The organism is Streptomyces canarius (assembly GCF_014650735.1).
Lineage (GTDB): Bacteria > Actinomycetota > Actinomycetes > Streptomycetales > Streptomycetaceae > Streptomyces > Streptomyces olivaceoviridis.
In genome coordinates, this window is record NZ_BMVN01000001.1 from 580892 (window position 1) to 597544 (window position 16653).

A 16653-nucleotide genomic window follows, 5' to 3' on the forward strand; every position below is an offset into this window, starting at 1 on the left:
GGCCGGCCACCCCGGCCCCGCGAAACGGATGTTCTCCATGACCGTCGACCGTTCCCTCTTCACCCGTGCCATGGCCCGCGTTCCGGCTCCCGTGACGATCGCCACGACCGTCGACGCGTCCGGCGACCGGTGGGGCTTCACCGGCAGTTCCTTCAGCTCCCTGTCCCTCACGCCGCCGCTGGTCCTGATCTGCCTGGACAAGAAGGCCAGCACCCACCACGCCTTCGTGACCGCCGAGCGGTTCCTGGTCAACGTCCTGGCCGCCGACCAGAGCGACGTCGCCCTGCGCTTCGCCCGCTCCGGCGTGGACCGGTTCGCCGACGGCGACATGGAGACCTGCGAGTTCGGCCTCCCCGGCCTGCGCGACGCGGCGGCGCGCGTCGCCTGCGCCCTGCACGACATCGTCGACGGGGGAGACCACAGCATCCTCATCGGCCGCGTGGAGGCGACCCACACCGGTGACGGCGTCCCGCTGGTCTACAGCGACCGCTCCTTCGGCCGGCCCGTTCCCGAGGCCACCGCCGTCGGCGCCCGCTGACACCGCCGGACGCGACACCAAGGGACAGCGACCCGTTGAGACCACTCCACGTGGCCCTGCTCGGCACCTCACACGTGCACTTCCGTGACTACCACGACCTCCTGGCCCGCGCCCCCCGCATCTCGGCGGTCGTGCTCCCCGCGGCACCGGACACCGGCGACAGGCCGGCGTTCGGTGCCGCGTCCGTGCGGGAGGCGCTGCGGTGCGCGGACGCGGCCGTCATCACCTCCACCACCGCGCAGCACGCCCAGCTGCTGCCCCACACCGTCAGGGCCGGCGTACCGACCCTGGTCGAGAAACCCCTGGCGGCGACGGCCGGACAGACCGCCCGTCTGTTGCCGCCGCCGGCGGCCGGCGCACCCATGACCACCGCCATGTTCCTGCGCTGCGCGCCGGGCCTGCGACGGGTGCGGGAACTGCTGCGGAAGGACGTCCTCGGGCCGCTCACCGCCGTACGGCTGGGCTTCGCGCACACCGGGCTCACGGACGGCGCGTTCACGGGGGAGGCGGCCTGGATGCTGGACCCCGCCCACGGGGCGGCCGGAGCGCTGGGCGACCTCGGCATCCATCTGATCGACCTGCTGCTGTGGCTGGCCCCGCGCCGGCCGCTCGACGTCCTCGACGCGGAGCTGCGCCACCGCCCGGGGCTTGCCCTGGAACCGGCCGGCACCGCGGTGCTGCGCTGGGGAGGCGTCCCGGTCACGCTGCACGCGAGCTGGATCGGTCCGCGCACCGGCTTCACCGCGCGCTTCGCGGGGCGGCACGGCACGATCCAGGTCGCCGGCGGCAGCGTCACGCTGCGGACGGGACGGACCGGGACGACGTGGCGGCACGAACCGCCCCAGGCCCGGGCGGTGCTCACGGCGTTCCTGCGGCAGCTCGGCGGCCGGCCGGCCTGGCAGCCCCCGGACCACGGCGACATCCGGCGTACGGCCTCGCTGCTGGAGGAGATCGCCGGCGTGGCCCGGCGCCGGCTCTGATCCCCGGCCGGGCCGGGCGGACCGGTCAGCCCTGCCGCTGGAGGCCGGCGTCGCTGCGCGCGCCGTCCAGGATCGCGTCCAGGAGGCCGGGGTAGCGGTGATCGAGGTCGGCGCGGCGCAGCGACAGCAGGTTCTCCCGGCCCGAGGGGCGCTGCCAGATGACGCCGGCGTCGCGCAGAACGCGCCAGTGGTGCGTCATCGACGACTTCGAGACCCCGTCCAGGATGCTGCCGCAGTTGTGCTCCTCGCCGTCGCTGAGGACGCGGACAACGGTCAGGCGCATGGGGTTGCCGAGGGCGCTGAGGACGTTTTCGATGCGGATCTGATCACGGTCGGGGTGGTGGGCGATCATTGTCCCACTGTACCGCGACAGTATGACCATCCCCTGGGCGTGCGGCCCTCGTTGACCGGTGCGCCGGCGCATGGCTGGATCTCGTTCCCCCGGTTGCTGACCGTTCGATTGTACGTAAGCATGTGAACAGTCGTACTGGTTGGGCTGCCCTGCCCACGACCCAAAGGGGCTGACCTCTCATGTCCACTTCACCCACGCTCCAGTCGGGCCACGCCGGCCCGGACGGGCGACGGCTGGGCTGGAGTCTGGCGCTGCTGGCCTTGGCGCAGCTGATCTTCTCGCTCGACCTGAACATCGTCTTCGTCGCCCTGCCCGACATCGGCGACGACCTGGGCTTCCCCGGCCAGACGCAGCAACTGGTCGTCAGCGCCTACGTCGTCTTCGCCGGCGGCTTCCTGCTGCTCGGCGGTCGGGCGGCGGACCTGCTCGGGCGACGCCGGATCTTCGTCCTCGCACTCACCGTCTACGCCGTGTCGTCCCTGGCCGGCGGGCTGGCCGGCAGTCCGGCCGTCATCATCGCCGCCCGTGCCGTCCAGGGCATCGGCGGCGCGCTCCTGCTGCCGTCCACGCTGTCCCTGATCAACACCCTCTTCGAGGAAGGGCCCAAGCGGAACCGGGCACTCGCCGTGTGGGGCGGGGCCGGCGCGAGCGGTCTGACCGTCGGCGCGCTGCTGGGCGGCATCCTCACCGAGAGCTTCGGCTGGCCCGCCGTCTTCTTCGTCAACGTGCCGCTGGCCGGTCTCGTCGCCCTCGCCGCACTGGCCGTCATCCCGCGCGACGAGGCGCGCACCGCGGGCCGCCGGTTCGACCTGCCCGGCGCCCTCACGGTCACCGCCGGTGCCACGCTGCTCGTGTTCGCCCTGGTGGAGGGCCCGGAGAACGGCTGGACCGCGCCCGAGGTCATCGGCTCCTTCGTCGCCGCCGTCGTCTTCCTGATCGCCTTCGCCGTCATCGAGTCGCGCAGCCGGGACCCGCTCATGCCGTTCCGGCTGTTCCGCAACCGCAGCCTCAGCGTGGGCATCACGGTCACCTTCCTCTACATGGCCACCTTCGGCACCCTGCCGTACTTCCTGACCGTGCTGCTCCAGTCCGTCCACGGCTTCAGCGCGCTCCAGACCGGCCTGGCCTTCCTCGTGCCCTCCGTCGCCATCGCCACCGGCACCCAGCTGGGCGAGCGCCTGACCACCCGGCTGGGCACCCGCCCCACGCTGCTGGCCGGCTTCCTCGTCGGCGCCGTGGGCACGGCACTCCTGGCCTGGGGCTTCGACGCGGACGCCACGTACCTGATGGCCGTACCCGGACTGATCGTCTCCGGTGTGGGCCAGGGCATCGTCTGGACCGCCATGTGGATCGCCGCCTCCACCGGAGTCGCCGCCAACGAGCAGGGCATCGCCAACGGCATGGCCTCCACCACCCTCAACATCGGCAACGCCATCGGCCTGGCCGTCCTCACCGCCATCGCCGACGCCGGCACCGGGGGCAAGACCGGCCAGGCCCTGAAGGCCGCCACCGCCGACGGCGAGTTCCTCGTCGTCCTGCTCACCGCGGTCGGCATGGTGGTCGGCCTGCTCATCACGCTCGGCCTGCCCAGCAAGAAGGCGCAGGCCGCCTCCGCGGCCGTCGAGGATCCCGTCCTCACGGTTCGGTGAGCGCGACCGGCCACCACGCGTCCGACCATCCCCCGCGGGACGCGCACGGCGGCCGACGCGCTCGGGTGCCCCGGCGGCCACGGCCGCCGGGGCACCTTTCCGCGCGGAAGGCCGGGTACCGTCACCGGCGTACGGCGTTCACGCCGCGCGGCGCCGGGACGGGAAGCCATGGCCGCGCGCGGCGAGCACCACGGCGAGCACGGGCAGCAGGAGCACCAGCACCGTCCAGGGGAAGGAGCCGCTGCCGGCCGCGTCCAGCAGGACGCCGCCCAGCACGCCCCCGCCGGCCATGGCCACGTTCCACAGCGTGACCAGCATCGCCTGCGCCGCGTCGGCCCGGTCGCCGCCCGCGTCGCCGACGGCGGTCTGCAACAGGGTGGGCAGCCCGCCCCAGCCCAGCCCCCACAGCGCGGCGGCGACGTACACCGGCGCGCCGCCGTCGCCGAGCACCCCCAGCCAGGCCGCGGCCACCGCCACCAGCAGGGTGCCGGCGATGGTCAACGAGCGCAGCCGGTACTGGATCTGCGCCCCCACCACCCAGACGCCGAGCAGGGACGCGACACCGAAGGCGAGCAGCACCAGGTCGGTGTCGTCACCCATCCCCAGGCCGTCCAGGAACGTGGCGATGTAGGCGTACAGCACCGTGTGGGCCAGCACGAAGACGAGCGTCACGAAGAGCACCGGGCGCACGCCCGGCACCCCCAGCGCCCGCAGCATCCGCGGGCGTTCGCCGCGCGGCAGGCCCGGATGGTCGGGCACCACGGCGGCGATCCACACCAGCAGCACCACGGCGAGTGCCGTCATCGCCCAGAACGCCACGCGCCAGCCGAGGGCCTGGCCGAGGAAGGTCCCGGCGGGCACACCGAGGGAGAGCGCCACCGGGATCCCCGTCATGGCCACGGCGATCGCCCGGCCCTGGAGGGGGACCTCCACCATGCGCCGCGCGTAGCCGGCGAGCAGGGACCACGCCAGGCCCGCGGCGACACCGGCGAGGAAGCGGGCCACCATCGTCAGGCCGTAGACGGACGACACGGCCGTGACCGTGTTGGCCACGGCGAAGCCCGCCACGGCGGTGAGCAGCAGCCGCTTGCGCCGCCAGGCGGCGGTGGCCGCCGTCAGCGGGATCGCGGTGAGCGCCGTGCCGATGGCGTAGACCGTGACCGTCTGCCCGGTCGCGGACTCGCTCACCCGCAGGTCGTGGCTCATCCCGGGGAGCAGGCCCGCGGGCAGCGTCTCGGTGAGGCTGGTGAGGAACACCGCGGTGGCGAGGGCGAGCAGCGCCGGCAGCGGCAGTTTCCCGCCGCGCCGCCGCGCGGGCGGCGCGGCACCGGAATCCCTGCCGGAGGGGGCGGCCGTGTCGGGGGAGGCGGTCATGGTGATGCGCTCCGTATCTCGTGGATCCGTGTCTGGTGCAACGGTGCGGGCGGGCGCTTGCGGAATGCTTCGGAAATCCTTCGGGAACGTTGCGGCGCCGGACGGGACGGCCGAGCCGCTCACCGGACGGGTACGGTGGTGCGCATGCGGTTTGGGGTGCTCGGACCACTCGCGGTGTGGGACGACGAGGGGGAACCGCTCAGGGTCCCCGAGACCAAGGTGCGGGCGCTGCTGGCGGATCTGCTCGCGCACGACGGCGGCCCCGTCTCCGCCGACCGGCTCGTCCACGACCTCTGGGGCGACCGCCTCCCCGGCAATCCGGCCGGCGCGCTCCAATCCAAGGTCTCCCAACTGCGCCGGGTGGTCGGCCGCGAGCGGCTGGTACGGCAGCCGCCGGGGTACCGGCTGCGGCTCGGCCCGGCCGACGACGTGGACGCCGAGCGGTTCGGCCGGCTCGTCGCCGAGGCGCGCCCGGTCGCGGACCCACGGGTGCGGGCGACCCTGCTCACCGAGGCCCTCGGGCTGTGGCGGGGGCCCGCGTACGCCGACTTCGCCGACGAGGACTTCGCCCGCGCGGCCCGGGAGTGCCTCGGGGAGCAGCGGCTGGCCGTGCTGGAGGAGCGGGCCGAGGCCCGGCTGGCGGCGGGGGACCACCTGCTCCTCGCCGGCGAACTGGCCGCGCTCGTGACCGAGCATCCGCTGCGGGAGCGTCTGCGCGCGGTGCAGATGCGGGCGCTGTACCGCGCGGGCCACCAGGGCGAAGCGCTCGCCTCGTACGAGGATCTCCGCACCCGCCTCGCCGACGAACTCGGCGCCTGCCCCGGCCCCGCCCTGAGCGCCCTCCACCGGGCGATGCTCCGCCAGGACCCGTCGCTGACCACCGACCCCGCGGGTCCGGCCGGGGCCACCGCGCCGAGCCACCAGCTCACCGTGCCGAGCCCGCAGGGCACCGCGTCGAGCCCCCGCGGCACCGCGCCGCACCCGGCCCCGGCCGACCGGGTGCCGCCGTCCCCGGCGTCCTCGTCGCACTCCGGGGCCGCCGTGCCGCACTCCGAGGGCGCCGCGCCGCACTCCGGGGCCGCCGTGCCACCGCACCCGACGCCGTGGCCGCAGACGGCCCCGCGGACGTCCCCACCGCCGTCGCCCCCCGAGATGACCCCCGCCACAGCCGCCACCCCGGCAACCCCCACCAACCTCCCCCATCCCCTCACCCCCCTCATAGGCCGCGACCAAGCCCTCGCCGACCTCTCCCCTCTGCTCGCGCGGCAGCGGCTGGTCACCCTCACCGGCCCCGGTGGCGTCGGGAAGACGCGTCTCGCGGTGGCCGTCGCGCAGGGGCTCGCGTCCGGAGGCGTACCCGACGGGGTCTGGTTCGTGGAGTTCGCAGGTCTGCGCAGTGCCACCCCCGACGACCTCGCCGGGATCGTCGCCGCCACCCTCGGCATCCGTGACGACGCCCCCTCCGCCCCGCCCGCCACCGGCACCGTGGCCGCCTCCCCCGTGCACCGGCTGGCCGCCGCCCTGCGCGACCGCCGTACCCTGCTCGTGCTGGACAACTGCGAGCACGTCGTCGCGTCCGCCGCCGAACTGGTCGCGCTGCTCCTGCGCGGCGCCCCCCGGCTGCGCGTCCTCACCACCGGCCAGGAACCGCTCGCCCTGGCCGGTGAAACGGTGTTCCTGGTCGAGCCGCTGCCCACCCCGGACGCCGTGCGCCTGTTCACCGAGCGGGCCGCCGCCCGCGCGCCCGGCTTCCGGCTCGGTACCGGCGAGGACGACGGAACCGGCGAGGACCAGGGAGCCGACCCCGCCCTCGTGGCCGAGATCTGCCGTCGGCTGGACGGCATCCCGCTCGCCCTGGAACTCGCCGCGTCCCGCGTACGCGCCCTCGGCGTACGGGAGTTGGCCGCGCGGCTCGACGACCGGTTCCGGGTGCTGACCTCCGGGCAGCGGGGCGCGCCCGCCCGTCAGCAGACCCTGCGCGCGATGATCGACTGGAGCTGGGAGTTGCTCAGCGTGCCGGAACGCCTCGTGCTGAGCCGTCTCGCCGTGCACAGCGACGGCTGCGCCCTCGACGCGGCGGAGGCGGTGTGCGCGGGGGAGGGCGTGCCCGGCGGCGCGGTGCTCGACCTCGTCACCCGGCTCGTGGAGAAGTCCCTCGTCGTCGTCACGACCGGCCCGGCCGCCCCCCGCTACCGCCTCCTGGAGTCGGTCGCCGCCTACGCCGTCGAGCGACTGCGCGACACGGCCGACGAGTCCGCCGTACGCGAGCGGCACCTGCGGCACTACCTCGCGCTCGCCGAACGCGCGGAGCAGCGGCTGCGCGGACCACGGCAGCGGGACTGGCTCGCCCGCCTGGACACCGAGGCGGGCAATCTGCGCGCCGCCCTGGAGGAGGCGGTGCGCCGGGCCGCCGCCGGAGTGAGCGAGGAGGCCGTACGGCTGGTCACCGCCCTGTCCTGGTGGTGGCTGCTGCGCGGCCGGCTCACCGAGGGCCGCCGCGGCCTGGCCGCCGTCCTCGCCGCCACCGCCGGTGATCCCGATCCCGAACTCGCCCTGCTGCACAGCGCGTTCGTGCTGCTCACCGGCGAGCGCACGGTGATCCCCGCCGCCGACGTCGTACCCGACCCCGTACGCCGCGCCCGGGCGCTGTGGCTGAACGCCTACGGCGGGTTCAGCGTGGGCGACCTGGACGGCAGCCGCGCCCTGAACGCCCGTGCCCTGGCCCGGTTCGAGGCGGTGGACGAGCGGTGGGGCACCGCCGCCGCACTCGGCCTGCGGGCGGCGCTCGCCCTGGTCCGCGGTGACCTGGACGCGGTCGCCCGCGACGGACGGCGCAGCCGTGCCCTCTTCCGTGAACTGGGCGACGGCTGGGGGGAGTTGCAGACCGTCTCGCCGCTCGCCGTGCTCGCCGAGATCAAGGGGGAGTACACACAGGCGGCCCACCGCCAGCGCGAAGGGCTCCGGATCGCCCGGGAGTTGTGTCTCCAGGCCGAGGTGTCGGCGCGGCTGTCCGGGCTCGGCCGCCTGGCGCTGCTCGCCCACGACTTCGACCGCGCCCGCGAACTGCACGAGCAGGCCCGCCGGATCGCCGTCGAACAGGGCTACAGGTACGGCGAGATCCACGCCGACATGGGCCTGGCCCTCGGCGCGCGGCGCTCCGGCGACATCGACGCGGCCGAGGCGCACCTGCGGCGCATCCGCGCCGCCCACGCCGACGTCTCCTCCCCGGCCGGTGACCACCTCCGGCACGCCGAACTCGGCTTCCTCGCCGAACTCCGCGGCGATGCCGCCCGGTCCGCCGCCCATCACCTGCGCGGCCTCAGGATCGCCCGCTCCCTGGACGAGCCCCGTGCCCTCGCGCTCTGTCTGGAAGGGCTCGCCGGGACGGCCGCCCTGTGCGGACACCGGTCCGGCGCCGCCTGCGCGGCCCTGCTCCTCGGCGCCGCCCACGCCGCCCGCCGCAGCGTGGGCGCGCCCCTGCCGCCCGCCGAGCGCGGCGACGTCGACCGCGTCACCGCCGCCGCACGGGCGGTCCTGGGCCCGCGTGCCTTCACCGAGGCGTTCGAGCGCGGTGAGCGGCTGACCCCCGCCGAGGCGGAGCGGCACGCACGCACCGCCCTGGCCGGGCCGGCGCACCGGGCCGCCCGCGCCCGGTGCGCCGTCACCGCTCCCCGTGCGCCCGGCCCCGCTCACCCCTGACGAGGTGGTACGCCCAGGCCCGTCGGGTACCCGGTGGGCCGACGGAGCCCAGGGAGCGATGCGCCTGGTGAGGAACACGGGGCAGGAAGCGGAAGGCCGGGTCCGGGCCGGGCGTCTGCGCCGTACGGCGGCGGACGTCTTCGGCTGCACCTCCTGCCGGAGCAGCTCACGGCCATGCGGTGGGTGCTGGGGGGCCACGACACCCTGGTCGTCATGCCGACGGGCTCCGGCAAGTCGGCCGTCTACCAGGTGCCGGCGCTGCTGCTGCCCGGCCCGGTCGTCGTGGTGTCACCGCTGCTCGCGCTCCAGCGGAACCAGATCGCGGGTCTTCCCGAGGGCGACGACGCCCCGGGGGCCGTCGCGGTCAACTCGGACCTGGGCGCGGCGGAGACCGAGGCGGCCTGGGAGGACGTACGGTCGGGCCGGGCCCGTCTCGTCTGTCTGGCCCCGGAGCAGCTCGCCCGCGACGACGTGGTGGAGGCGCTGGCCGGGGTCGGGCCGGCCCTGTTCGTGGTGGACGAGGCCCAGTGCGTCTCCTCGTGGGGCCACGACTTCCGCCCCGACTACCTGCGTCTGGAGCAGGCCGCGCACCGTGTGGGCAGACCGCCCGTGCTGGCCCTGACCGCGACCGCGACCGCGGCCCCGCCCGTGCGCCGGGAGATCACCGAGCGTCTGGGCATGCGCCGGCCCCGGCTGATGGTCACCGGGTTCGACCGGCCGAACATCCGGCTGGAGGTCCGCCGCTTCCTCGACGAGGACGAGCGCCGGCAGGCCGTGATCGAGCGGGCCGCCGCCGAACCCCAGCCCGGCATCGTCTACGCGGCGACCCGGAAGGACAGCGCACGGTACGCGGACGAACTCGCCTCTCTGGGGCTGGCCGCCGAGGCCTACCACGCCGGACTGCGCGCCGGCGAACGCGCCCGCGTCCACCGTGCCTTCCTGGCCGGCGAGGCCGACGTCGTCGTGGCGACCCCGGCGTTCGGCATGGGCATCGACAAGGAGGACGTACGGTACGTCCTGCACACCTCGCTGCCCGGCTCCCTGGACGCCTACTACCAGGAGATCGGCCGCTGCGGCAGGGACGGGCACCCCGCGCTCGCGGTGCTGCACTACCGGGAGCGGGACACCGGGATACAGACGTATTTCGCGGGCAGGACCCCCGGCCGCAGGGTCCTGTCGCGGGTGGCCGAAGCCGTCCATCGGCATCGCGGGGACCCGGCCGGCCTGGAGGAACTGCGCGAGGAGACGGGACTCCCGGAACCGGGTCACCGCCGCGGTCAACCTCCTTCAGGAGGCCGGAGCCGTCGCCACGGCGGAGGGCGGTGCGGTGCGTCCGGCCGAGGGCGTGTCAGCGGGCCGGGCGGTGGAGCGAGCGCAACGGGCGGGCGAGGCCCACCGCCGTACCGACCGGTCGCGCGTGGACACGGCCCGTGCCTACGCCGAGACGACCGGCTGCCGACGGCACTTCCTCCTCGGCCATTTCGGCGAGGCGTACGAGGCCCCGTGCGGGGAACTGCGACACCTGCGAGGAAGGGGCCGGCGCCCAGGCCGACCGCGGCGCGAGCGGCGACCAGCGGTCCGCACACCCCTGTGCCGCCACGTTCCCGACCGGGACCGAGGTACGGCACGAGAAGTGGGGCGGGGGCACGGTGCTCAGCGAGGAACCGGACCGCATCACCGTGCTGTTCGACCGGGCCGGCTACCACACGCTCTCCCTGGAGGCCGTGGCGGACCACGACGACCTGCTCACCGTCCTGCGCCGCCCCGGCGAGGAGCAGCAGGACACCTGACGAGTCCGCGCTCTGTGCGAGGACTCGCGGGATCACCGGTTCCGGCCCGGTGGTCCCGCGAGCCGTACGCCTGATCGCGCAGCACGCGTCAGCCGCGACCGGGCGCGTACGACGTCGGCATGCCGCGCCGTGCCCTGGACGACTCCGCCGTGCGGGCGGCGGCGCTGGCGGCCAGGGCCAGCAGCAGGGCCAGCGCGCCGACGATGACGTTGTTCACGATCGTCTTCGTCGTACTGACGTTGCCGGCCACCACCCACGGCGCGATGATCGCCCACACGCCGAGAGCGCAGGACGCCCACGCCATGCCGTGGGTGCGTTCGTAGGCCCGGCCGAATCCGCCGCTCATCAGGACGGCGTAGGCGATACCGGTGAGCAGGTTGGTGACCGCCAGGGTGGACAGGTTGTTGAAGCCCGTGATCCAGGGCGACGCCGCGAGGTACAGACCGGTGAGCAGCGCCATGGTCTCGATGGCCTGGCCTTGGGGCGTGCTCGTGGCGCGCTCGGCCATCTCGTGCCGAAGGCGCATGTCGACGATGTCGGGGTGCGTCTCCATGGACGGCCTGGGAGAAGTGGTCATGGTCTTCACCTTCGGAGGGTGTAGTACGTCCGGACTTCCGCGAGTACCCCGATCGGGGTACGCAATCTAGGGCGAAAGGGGCGGTTTGTTCCCCTCCGGGCACCGAGGGCGCCGACGACAGCGCCGCACAGGCAGCCATGCGGACCGCCGAACACCGCGGCCGGCAGCTGGGCGAGACCGCGCGGGACGAGACCCGTCCCGGCCGCCTGGACCCCGAGCGCGGCCTTCCTCTCCGGCTGCCTCCGCGGCCTGGAGGTCAACGGCGTCCAGGCCGTCCTGGCTCCGGAGCCAGGGGAGTGCTGTGTCCGACCGGGCCCGAGCGACCCCGGCCACGAGGACGAGACGGCACACGACCACTGACGCCGCGCGTGCGGACGCGGCGCCGGGTGATCCGGGAACCCGCCGGGCACACCGGAGGAGACGCCCGGGTTCCCTCCGGCAGGGGCCGGCGGCGCGTGATGCTCAAGGGCGCGGACGGCCTCGGCGGGCGGGTGGCGTTCCTCAGGCTTCCGCCGGCCGTTGCCGTTCGGCGGCAGGGTGAGTGCGGGCCAGGAGGAGGGTGATGTCGTCGTCCACCGGTCCGTCGGGGACCAGGGTGTCGATGACCGATGCGCACAGCTCGTCCAGACCGGAAACAGGACCGGCGAGAGCGGCGCGCAGCCGCTGTAGTCCGCGGTCGACGTCGTGGTCCGTCTCGATCAGACCGTCGCTGTACAGCCCTACCACGGTGCTGTCCGGCAGCTCCACCTCGATCGATTCGTAGGAGCCCAGCCCCACCCCGATGGGCGCGCCCGGAGGTACTTCGGCGAAGTCGACCGACCCGTCGGGGGAGATGATCGCGGGCGGGGGATGGCCGGCACTGGACATGCTGCATCGCCGGGATCCCGGGTCGTACACCCCGTAGAAGCAGGTGGCTTGGAAAGCCGGTGGCATGGAGGGCCCGTCGTCGAAGCGGTCCCGGGCGGCGTCGAGGGCGAGTTCGTCCATGAGGCGGAGCAATTCGTCCGGCGGCAGTGCCAACTTGCTGAGCGCACGGGTCGTGGCGCGCAGGCGTCCCATGGCCACGGCCGCGTGGATGCCGTGACCGACCACGTCTCCGACGACCAAGGCCACGCGGGCGTCGGACCGTTGTATGACGTCGAACCAGTCGCCGCTGACACCGCCATGGGTGTCCGCGGGCAGGTAGCGGGTGGCCACCTCGACGGTGTCGCCCCCTGACAAGCGGTGCGGCATCAGGTCACGCTGGACGGCGAGGGCCGCGGTGCGCCCGCGTGTGTAGCGCAAGGCGTTGTCGATGACCAGTGCGGCCCGGGCCGCGAGTTCCTCCGCGAGAGCGAGGTCCGCCCCGCTGAACGGGACCGGGTTCTCGCTGCGCACGAAGACGGCGATGCCGAGCATCGCACCGCGGGCCTGCAAAGGGACGATCATGAGGGAGTGCATCCCGGTCCGGCGGATGACCCGGACCCGGTCCGGGTCCGCGTCGAGCCACGTGCCGGAGGAGGTGTCGAGCACAGGTTCGAAGTAGGACCTGCGCTGGTCGAGCACGGTGGTGAAAGGGGACGCCGGCGGAACGTAGACCGGTGTTCCGCGTGCCCAGAGGGACTCGCGGAGATCGTCGTGGATGGAAGCGGCGCCGGCGCGGTAGAAGCCGGGGATGCTCGCATCGGTGGACTTCAGGCGTCTGAGGGGCTCCCTGTCCAGCGGCACGGCCTGGAGCAGGTCGATGGTGACGTAGTCGGCGAGGTTCGGTACCGCTGTCTCCGCCAGGCTCTGACTGGTGACCAACGGATCCAGATCGGTGCCGATGCGGCTCTTCGCCTCGTTGAGCAGCCGCAGTCGCCCGCCTTCCTGCCCGGTGCCGGCCTGCACGGCCACGGAACAGACCCCCAGTGGCCGACCGTCCGGCCCGTCGAGACGGACCAGCGCGACACGGTAGCAACGGCCGGAAGCCCGAGCGTCGGCCGGCCACAGTTCGTGCCCGAGGAGCGGCTCGCCGCTGCGGAAGACGCGCGCCATGGCTCGTTCCAGGAACTCCGGGTGACGAGCGCGGACCACGTCCGTGACATGAGCGCCCAGCTCCGGCCCGGGGCCGTAGAGGTCCTGGTGGTGCACGCTGTCGTTGAACCAGACGCACCGCAGTTCCCGGTCCCAGAGGGCCAGACTGATGGGCGAGTGGTGCAGGAACGCGTCCACCGCGGCCGGATCCAGGCCCGGTCGGTCGTATGCGCTCGGCCCCCACACGAGCCACCCCGCGCCGCCGTCGGCGTCCAGAGGAGTGATCCGCAGGTACGCGGTCGCCTCACGGCCGTCGCGGCGGCGGATCCGCACCCGCCCCGACCAGGGGCTGCCGGCGAAGAGACGGGCTGTCTCCGGGGCGCTCGTGACCAGCAGCCTCCTGGCGGGGCCGTGGAGCACTTGGCCGGCCGAATGGCCCCAGAGGCGCTCGGCGGCCCCGGTCCACAGGGAGACCGTCATGTCGGCACCGAGCACCGCCAGGACGTCACCCGGTTCCACAGCCCGCTCCTCAGCCGGGGATCTCCCAGCGCGATCCGTGGACATACTGCAACTATGCCGCGCGTGCGCCGGTCCCTGCCATGGCAGCCGTAAGCAGCGGCTTCGGGTGGCACGGGGCCGCGGCGGACTGTCCGGCGCGTCTGTCCGGATACGGGTGACTCACGGCCGGACCGAGGCGGCGCCGGGCACGCGGTGACCGGCACTGTGGAAGGCGGACGCACCGGCCATGCGGCGCACCGATGTCGGAAGGTACAGGGGTCATGAACGAGACCGGCGCGGGGGGCGGGATTCCCGCGACGGCGGCGGTCGCCGAAGCCGCCCGCCTCATGACGCCGTCCTCCGGCACGGAGCAGCGCCGCGAGCGGGAGGACCCGCTCGCAGTCGAATGGGAGAGGCACCAGCCCGCGGTCTTCGGTGTGGCCTACCGGCTGCTGGGGAGCGTGGCCGATGCCGAGGACGTGGCCCAGGACGTGTGGCTGCGGGCGGCCGGAGCGGATCTGCGGGACATCGGTGACCTGCGGGCCTGGCTGGTGACGGTGGCCGCACGACGGTCGTACGACATCCTCAGAAGTGCCCGTTTCCGCCGGGAGACCTATGTCGGACCGTGGCTGCCCGAGCCGCTGCTGACAGGGGCGGACGCGTCGCGGCCGGTGCTCGTCGACGAGTCCGTCAGTGCGGCGCTGCTGCTGATCATGGAAGAGCTGAGCCCGCCGGAGCGGGTGGCCTTCGTCCTGCACGATGTCTTCGGTCTCGCGTTCGGCCGGATCGCCGAAGTGCTGGACGTCTCCGTGCCGGGTGCCCGGCAGCTCGCCTCGCGGGCGCGACGGCGGGTGGCCAGGGCGAAGCAGTCCGCGCCGCGGGCGTCGAAGAGGGAGCGCGAACACGTCCTCGCGGTCTTCCGCGCCGCCTACGAGGCCGGGGACCTGGCCGGTCTCGTCGGACTCCTGCATCCGGACGTCGTCTACGTCACCGACGGCGGCGGCAACGTCTCCGCGGCGCGCAAGCCCATCCACGGCGGCGCGCGCGTCGCCGGGGTCATGGTGCGTACGGGGCGCCGGTGGCGCCCGGACCGCATCGACTTCGCCGAGGTCGGCGGCGAGCCCGCCCTCGTGTTCCACCGGGAAGGCCGGGTCTACTCCGTCGACACGGTCCAGATCACAGACGGTCTGATCACCGCGTACCGCAGGGTCATGAACCCGGACAAACTCAAGCGCGTCCGAGCTGTCACACCCGCAGGGGCTGCCTCGTCTCCCTGATGAGAACGCAAGACGGGCGACGGGGAACGCGCGGGCAGGTGAGATCGATCATGTGGAACGGCATACATCCACCTGCTGCGTCTTCCCGATGACGAGCCGCGGTGAGCCCCGTGTGTGAACGGGCCGCGCGCTCCCGTCGTCGCCCCTCCCAGTAAGGACCTGTATGCAAGCCATCACAGTTCGAGACCGTGACGCCGGTGTCGCCGGGATGTCCCTCACGGACATGCCCTACCCGCACGCGGCCGAGAACGACGTCATCGTGCGGGTGCACGCCGCCGGCTTCACCCCCGGAGAGCTGGACTGGCCCGCCACGTGGACCGATCGCGCGGGCCGCGACCGGACGCCGAGCGTGCCCGGGCACGAGCTCTCGGGTGTCGTCGTGGAGCTGGGGTACGGCACCACCGGCCTGAGCGTCGGACAGCGGGTGTTCGGGCTGGCCGACTGGGCCCGCGACGGCACCCTCGCCGAGTACACCGCGGTGGAAGCCCGCAACCTCGCCCCACTGCCCGCGGACATCGACCACACCCTGGCCGCCGCGCTGCCGATCTCCGGGCTCACCGCCTGGCAGGGCCTGTTCGACCACGGCCGTCTCACCACGGGCCAGACCGTCCTGATCCACGGTGCCGCGGGCGCCGTCGGCTCGATCGCGGTACAGCTCGCCCGCGAGGCCGGCGCCCGCGTCATCGGCACCGGCCGGTCCTCCGCCCGGGAAGAGGCACTCGCGCTGGGCGTCGACACCTTCATCGACCTGGAGACCGGGAAGCTGGAGGAGGCCGGCGAGGCCGACCTCGTGTTCGACGTGATCGGCGGCGACATCCTCGACCGCTCGGCCGCCCTGGTCCGTCCCGGTGGCACGCTCGTCACCATCGCCATGCCTCCCACGGTCCGGCCCAAGGACGGACGGGCCGTCTTCTTCGTCGTCGAACCCGACCGCGCCCGGCTCACCGATCTCGCCGCGCGGCTGCGGGACGGCCGGCTCAAGCCGGTCGTCGGTGCCGTCCGGCCGCTCGCCGAAGCACCCTCCGCGTTCGCCCCCGGCAAGCGCACCCCGGGCAGGACGATCATCCGCGTCGCGGAAGACGGAACAGGAGACCGATCATGATCGGAACGCGGATCGCCGGCGGTCTGCTGGCCGTCGCCACACTGGCCGCGGCCACGGCCTGCTCGACCTCCGACCGGCCCGGCCACGCCGAGAGGCCGACCCCGGGCGCGGCAACGCCCGCGGCCATGACGTCGACGCGCCCCACCGAAACCCTCAAGCCGCTGCTCCAGCAGGCACTTCCGAACGTGAAGGGCAAGACGTTCACCTCGCTGATCGTCGACTTCCCGCCGAACGCACGCGCGATGCCGCACCGGCACGGCCAGGCGTTCGTCTACGCCTACGTCCTCGAAGGCACCGTGCGCAGCCGGCTCGAAGGCAAGCCCGCGCGCACCTACCACCAGGGCGGGAACTGGGTCGAGGAGCCGGGCGCCCACCACGTCCTCACCGAGAACACCAGCCCGACCCGACGGGCCAGGCTCCTGGTCGTCTTCGTGTCCGACACCGGAGACAAGCTCAAGGTCGACGACCCGAAGCCGTAGCCGCCCCAAGGACGGGGCGCACACCGCACGAACGAGCCGGGGCGGCCCCTACGAGCCGCCCCGGCACCGAGCGTGTGACGGACAGGTGGCGCCTCGGCTGCCGGGCTGTGGGAGGCCGACGGCCACGAGCAGGCGTTCCGCCGGCGTCGATGACGACCTTCCGGGGCCCTGCGCGCAAAGACCATCACCGGGGCGCGCAGAGAAAGGTCCCGACTGCGCCCGGACCTAGGTTCTCCTCAGGCCCACGGCACGTCCCCGGCAGGGGCGCGTGCCACCTCTGAGCGAGAGAATCGAGTCCGGTCATGTCCCGTTCCCCCAAGCCGACCGTCGTCCTGGTCCACGG

Annotated in this window: 12 protein-coding genes and 1 pseudogene; 9 read left to right on the forward strand and 4 right to left on the reverse strand. The window is 74.0% G+C overall.

The features are described 5' to 3' along the window. Window positions 1-37 precede the first annotated feature (37 nt). Window positions 38-538 carry a flavin reductase family protein gene (locus IE294_RS02420; protein ID WP_229887067.1) on the forward strand — a complete coding sequence of 167 codons (501 nt, stop codon included), beginning with the start codon at window positions 38-40 and terminating at the stop codon, window positions 536-538. Window positions 539-573: 35 nt separating this feature from the next. Then, complete coding sequence (locus IE294_RS02425; protein WP_229916996.1) at window positions 574-1518, forward strand: Gfo/Idh/MocA family protein; 945 nt, start codon at window positions 574-576, stop codon at window positions 1516-1518. 25 nt (window positions 1519-1543) lie between these two features. Here the strand turns inward: IE294_RS02425 and IE294_RS02430 are convergent, their stop codons facing one another. Continuing rightward, window positions 1544-1870 (reverse strand): ArsR/SmtB family transcription factor, encoded by a 327-nt coding sequence (locus IE294_RS02430; protein ID WP_189881755.1) that lies wholly within the window; start codon window positions 1868-1870, stop codon window positions 1544-1546. Between the two features lie 179 nt (window positions 1871-2049). Between IE294_RS02430 and IE294_RS02435 the strand changes: the two genes are divergently transcribed. Further along, window positions 2050-3519: an MFS transporter gene (locus tag IE294_RS02435; RefSeq protein ID WP_175252306.1), complete on the forward strand. Its 1470-nt coding sequence runs from the start codon at window positions 2050-2052 to the stop codon at window positions 3517-3519. 138 nt (window positions 3520-3657) lie between these two features. Here IE294_RS02435 and IE294_RS02440 read toward each other — a convergent pair whose 3' ends face one another. Continuing rightward, window positions 3658-4893: an MFS transporter gene (locus tag IE294_RS02440; protein ID WP_189881757.1), complete on the reverse strand. Its 1236-nt coding sequence runs from the start codon at window positions 4891-4893 to the stop codon at window positions 3658-3660. A 144-nt stretch (window positions 4894-5037) separates the two neighbouring features. Between IE294_RS02440 and IE294_RS02445 the strand changes: the two genes are divergently transcribed. From IE294_RS02445 to IE294_RS49285, 3 genes and pseudogenes are all read left to right on the forward strand, one after another. Next, window positions 5038-8592, forward strand: a complete 3555-nt coding sequence (locus tag IE294_RS02445; RefSeq protein WP_229916997.1) for an AfsR/SARP family transcriptional regulator — start codon at window positions 5038-5040, stop codon at window positions 8590-8592. Between the two features lie 213 nt (window positions 8593-8805). Further along, window positions 8806-9663 (forward strand): annotated as a pseudogene (locus tag IE294_RS49280) (RecQ family ATP-dependent DNA helicase); the annotation flags it as partial. Window positions 9664-10009: 346 nt separating this feature from the next. Next, window positions 10010-10456, forward strand: coding sequence for a RecQ family zinc-binding domain-containing protein (locus IE294_RS49285; protein ID WP_306433305.1), 447 nt, complete (start codon window positions 10010-10012; stop codon window positions 10454-10456). Window positions 10457-10470: 14 nt separating this feature from the next. Here the strand turns inward: IE294_RS49285 and IE294_RS02455 are convergent, their stop codons facing one another. Then, window positions 10471-10935, reverse strand: a complete 465-nt coding sequence (locus IE294_RS02455) for an SPW repeat protein (protein ID WP_189881832.1) — start codon at window positions 10933-10935, stop codon at window positions 10471-10473. Window positions 10936-11460: 525 nt separating this feature from the next. Next, window positions 11461-13473: a SpoIIE family protein phosphatase gene (locus IE294_RS02460; protein WP_189881759.1), complete on the reverse strand. Its 2013-nt coding sequence runs from the start codon at window positions 13471-13473 to the stop codon at window positions 11461-11463. Window positions 13474-13799: 326 nt separating this feature from the next. On the opposite strand from IE294_RS02460, the gene sigJ reads away from it, so the two are divergent. The 3 genes from sigJ (at window position 13800) to IE294_RS02475 (ending at window position 16310) form a co-directional block, all read left to right on the forward strand. Further along, window positions 13800-14729 carry an RNA polymerase sigma factor SigJ gene (gene sigJ, locus IE294_RS02465; RefSeq protein WP_189881834.1) on the forward strand — a complete coding sequence of 310 codons (930 nt, stop codon included), beginning with the start codon at window positions 13800-13802 and terminating at the stop codon, window positions 14727-14729. 163 nt (window positions 14730-14892) lie between these two features. After that, entirely contained in the window at window positions 14893-15831 is a 939-nt protein-coding gene (locus tag IE294_RS02470; RefSeq protein WP_189881761.1) for an NADP-dependent oxidoreductase, read from the forward strand. Beyond that, on the forward strand, window positions 15828-16310 hold the full coding sequence (locus tag IE294_RS02475) for a cupin domain-containing protein (protein WP_189881763.1): 483 nt from the start codon (window positions 15828-15830) through the stop codon (window positions 16308-16310). Before IE294_RS02470 ends, IE294_RS02475 begins: the two co-directional genes overlap by 4 nt. Window positions 16311-16653: the final 343 nt, after the last annotated feature.

Excerpts from the sequence above, each read along its gene's own strand:
- IE294_RS02455 (WP_189881832.1), bottom strand. The coding sequence starts at position 10,935 with ATGGAGACGCACCCCGACATCGTCGACATGCGCCTTCGGCACGAGATG.
- IE294_RS02470 (WP_189881761.1), top strand. The coding sequence starts at position 14,893 with ATGCAAGCCATCACAGTTCGAGACCGTGACGCCGGTGTCGCCGGGATG.
- IE294_RS02430 (WP_189881755.1), bottom strand. The coding sequence starts at position 1,870 with ATGATCGCCCACCACCCCGACCGTGATCAGATCCGCATCGAAAACGTC.
- sigJ (WP_189881834.1), top strand. The coding sequence starts at position 13,800 with ATGACGCCGTCCTCCGGCACGGAGCAGCGCCGCGAGCGGGAGGACCCG.
- IE294_RS02440 (WP_189881757.1), bottom strand. The coding sequence starts at position 4,893 with ATGACCGCCTCCCCCGACACGGCCGCCCCCTCCGGCAGGGATTCCGGT.
- IE294_RS02420 (WP_229887067.1), top strand. The coding sequence starts at position 38 with ATGACCGTCGACCGTTCCCTCTTCACCCGTGCCATGGCCCGCGTTCCG.
- IE294_RS02435 (WP_175252306.1), top strand. The coding sequence starts at position 2,050 with ATGTCCACTTCACCCACGCTCCAGTCGGGCCACGCCGGCCCGGACGGG.
- IE294_RS02475 (WP_189881763.1), top strand. The coding sequence starts at position 15,828 with ATGATCGGAACGCGGATCGCCGGCGGTCTGCTGGCCGTCGCCACACTG.
- IE294_RS02445 (WP_229916997.1), top strand. The coding sequence starts at position 5,038 with ATGCGGTTTGGGGTGCTCGGACCACTCGCGGTGTGGGACGACGAGGGG.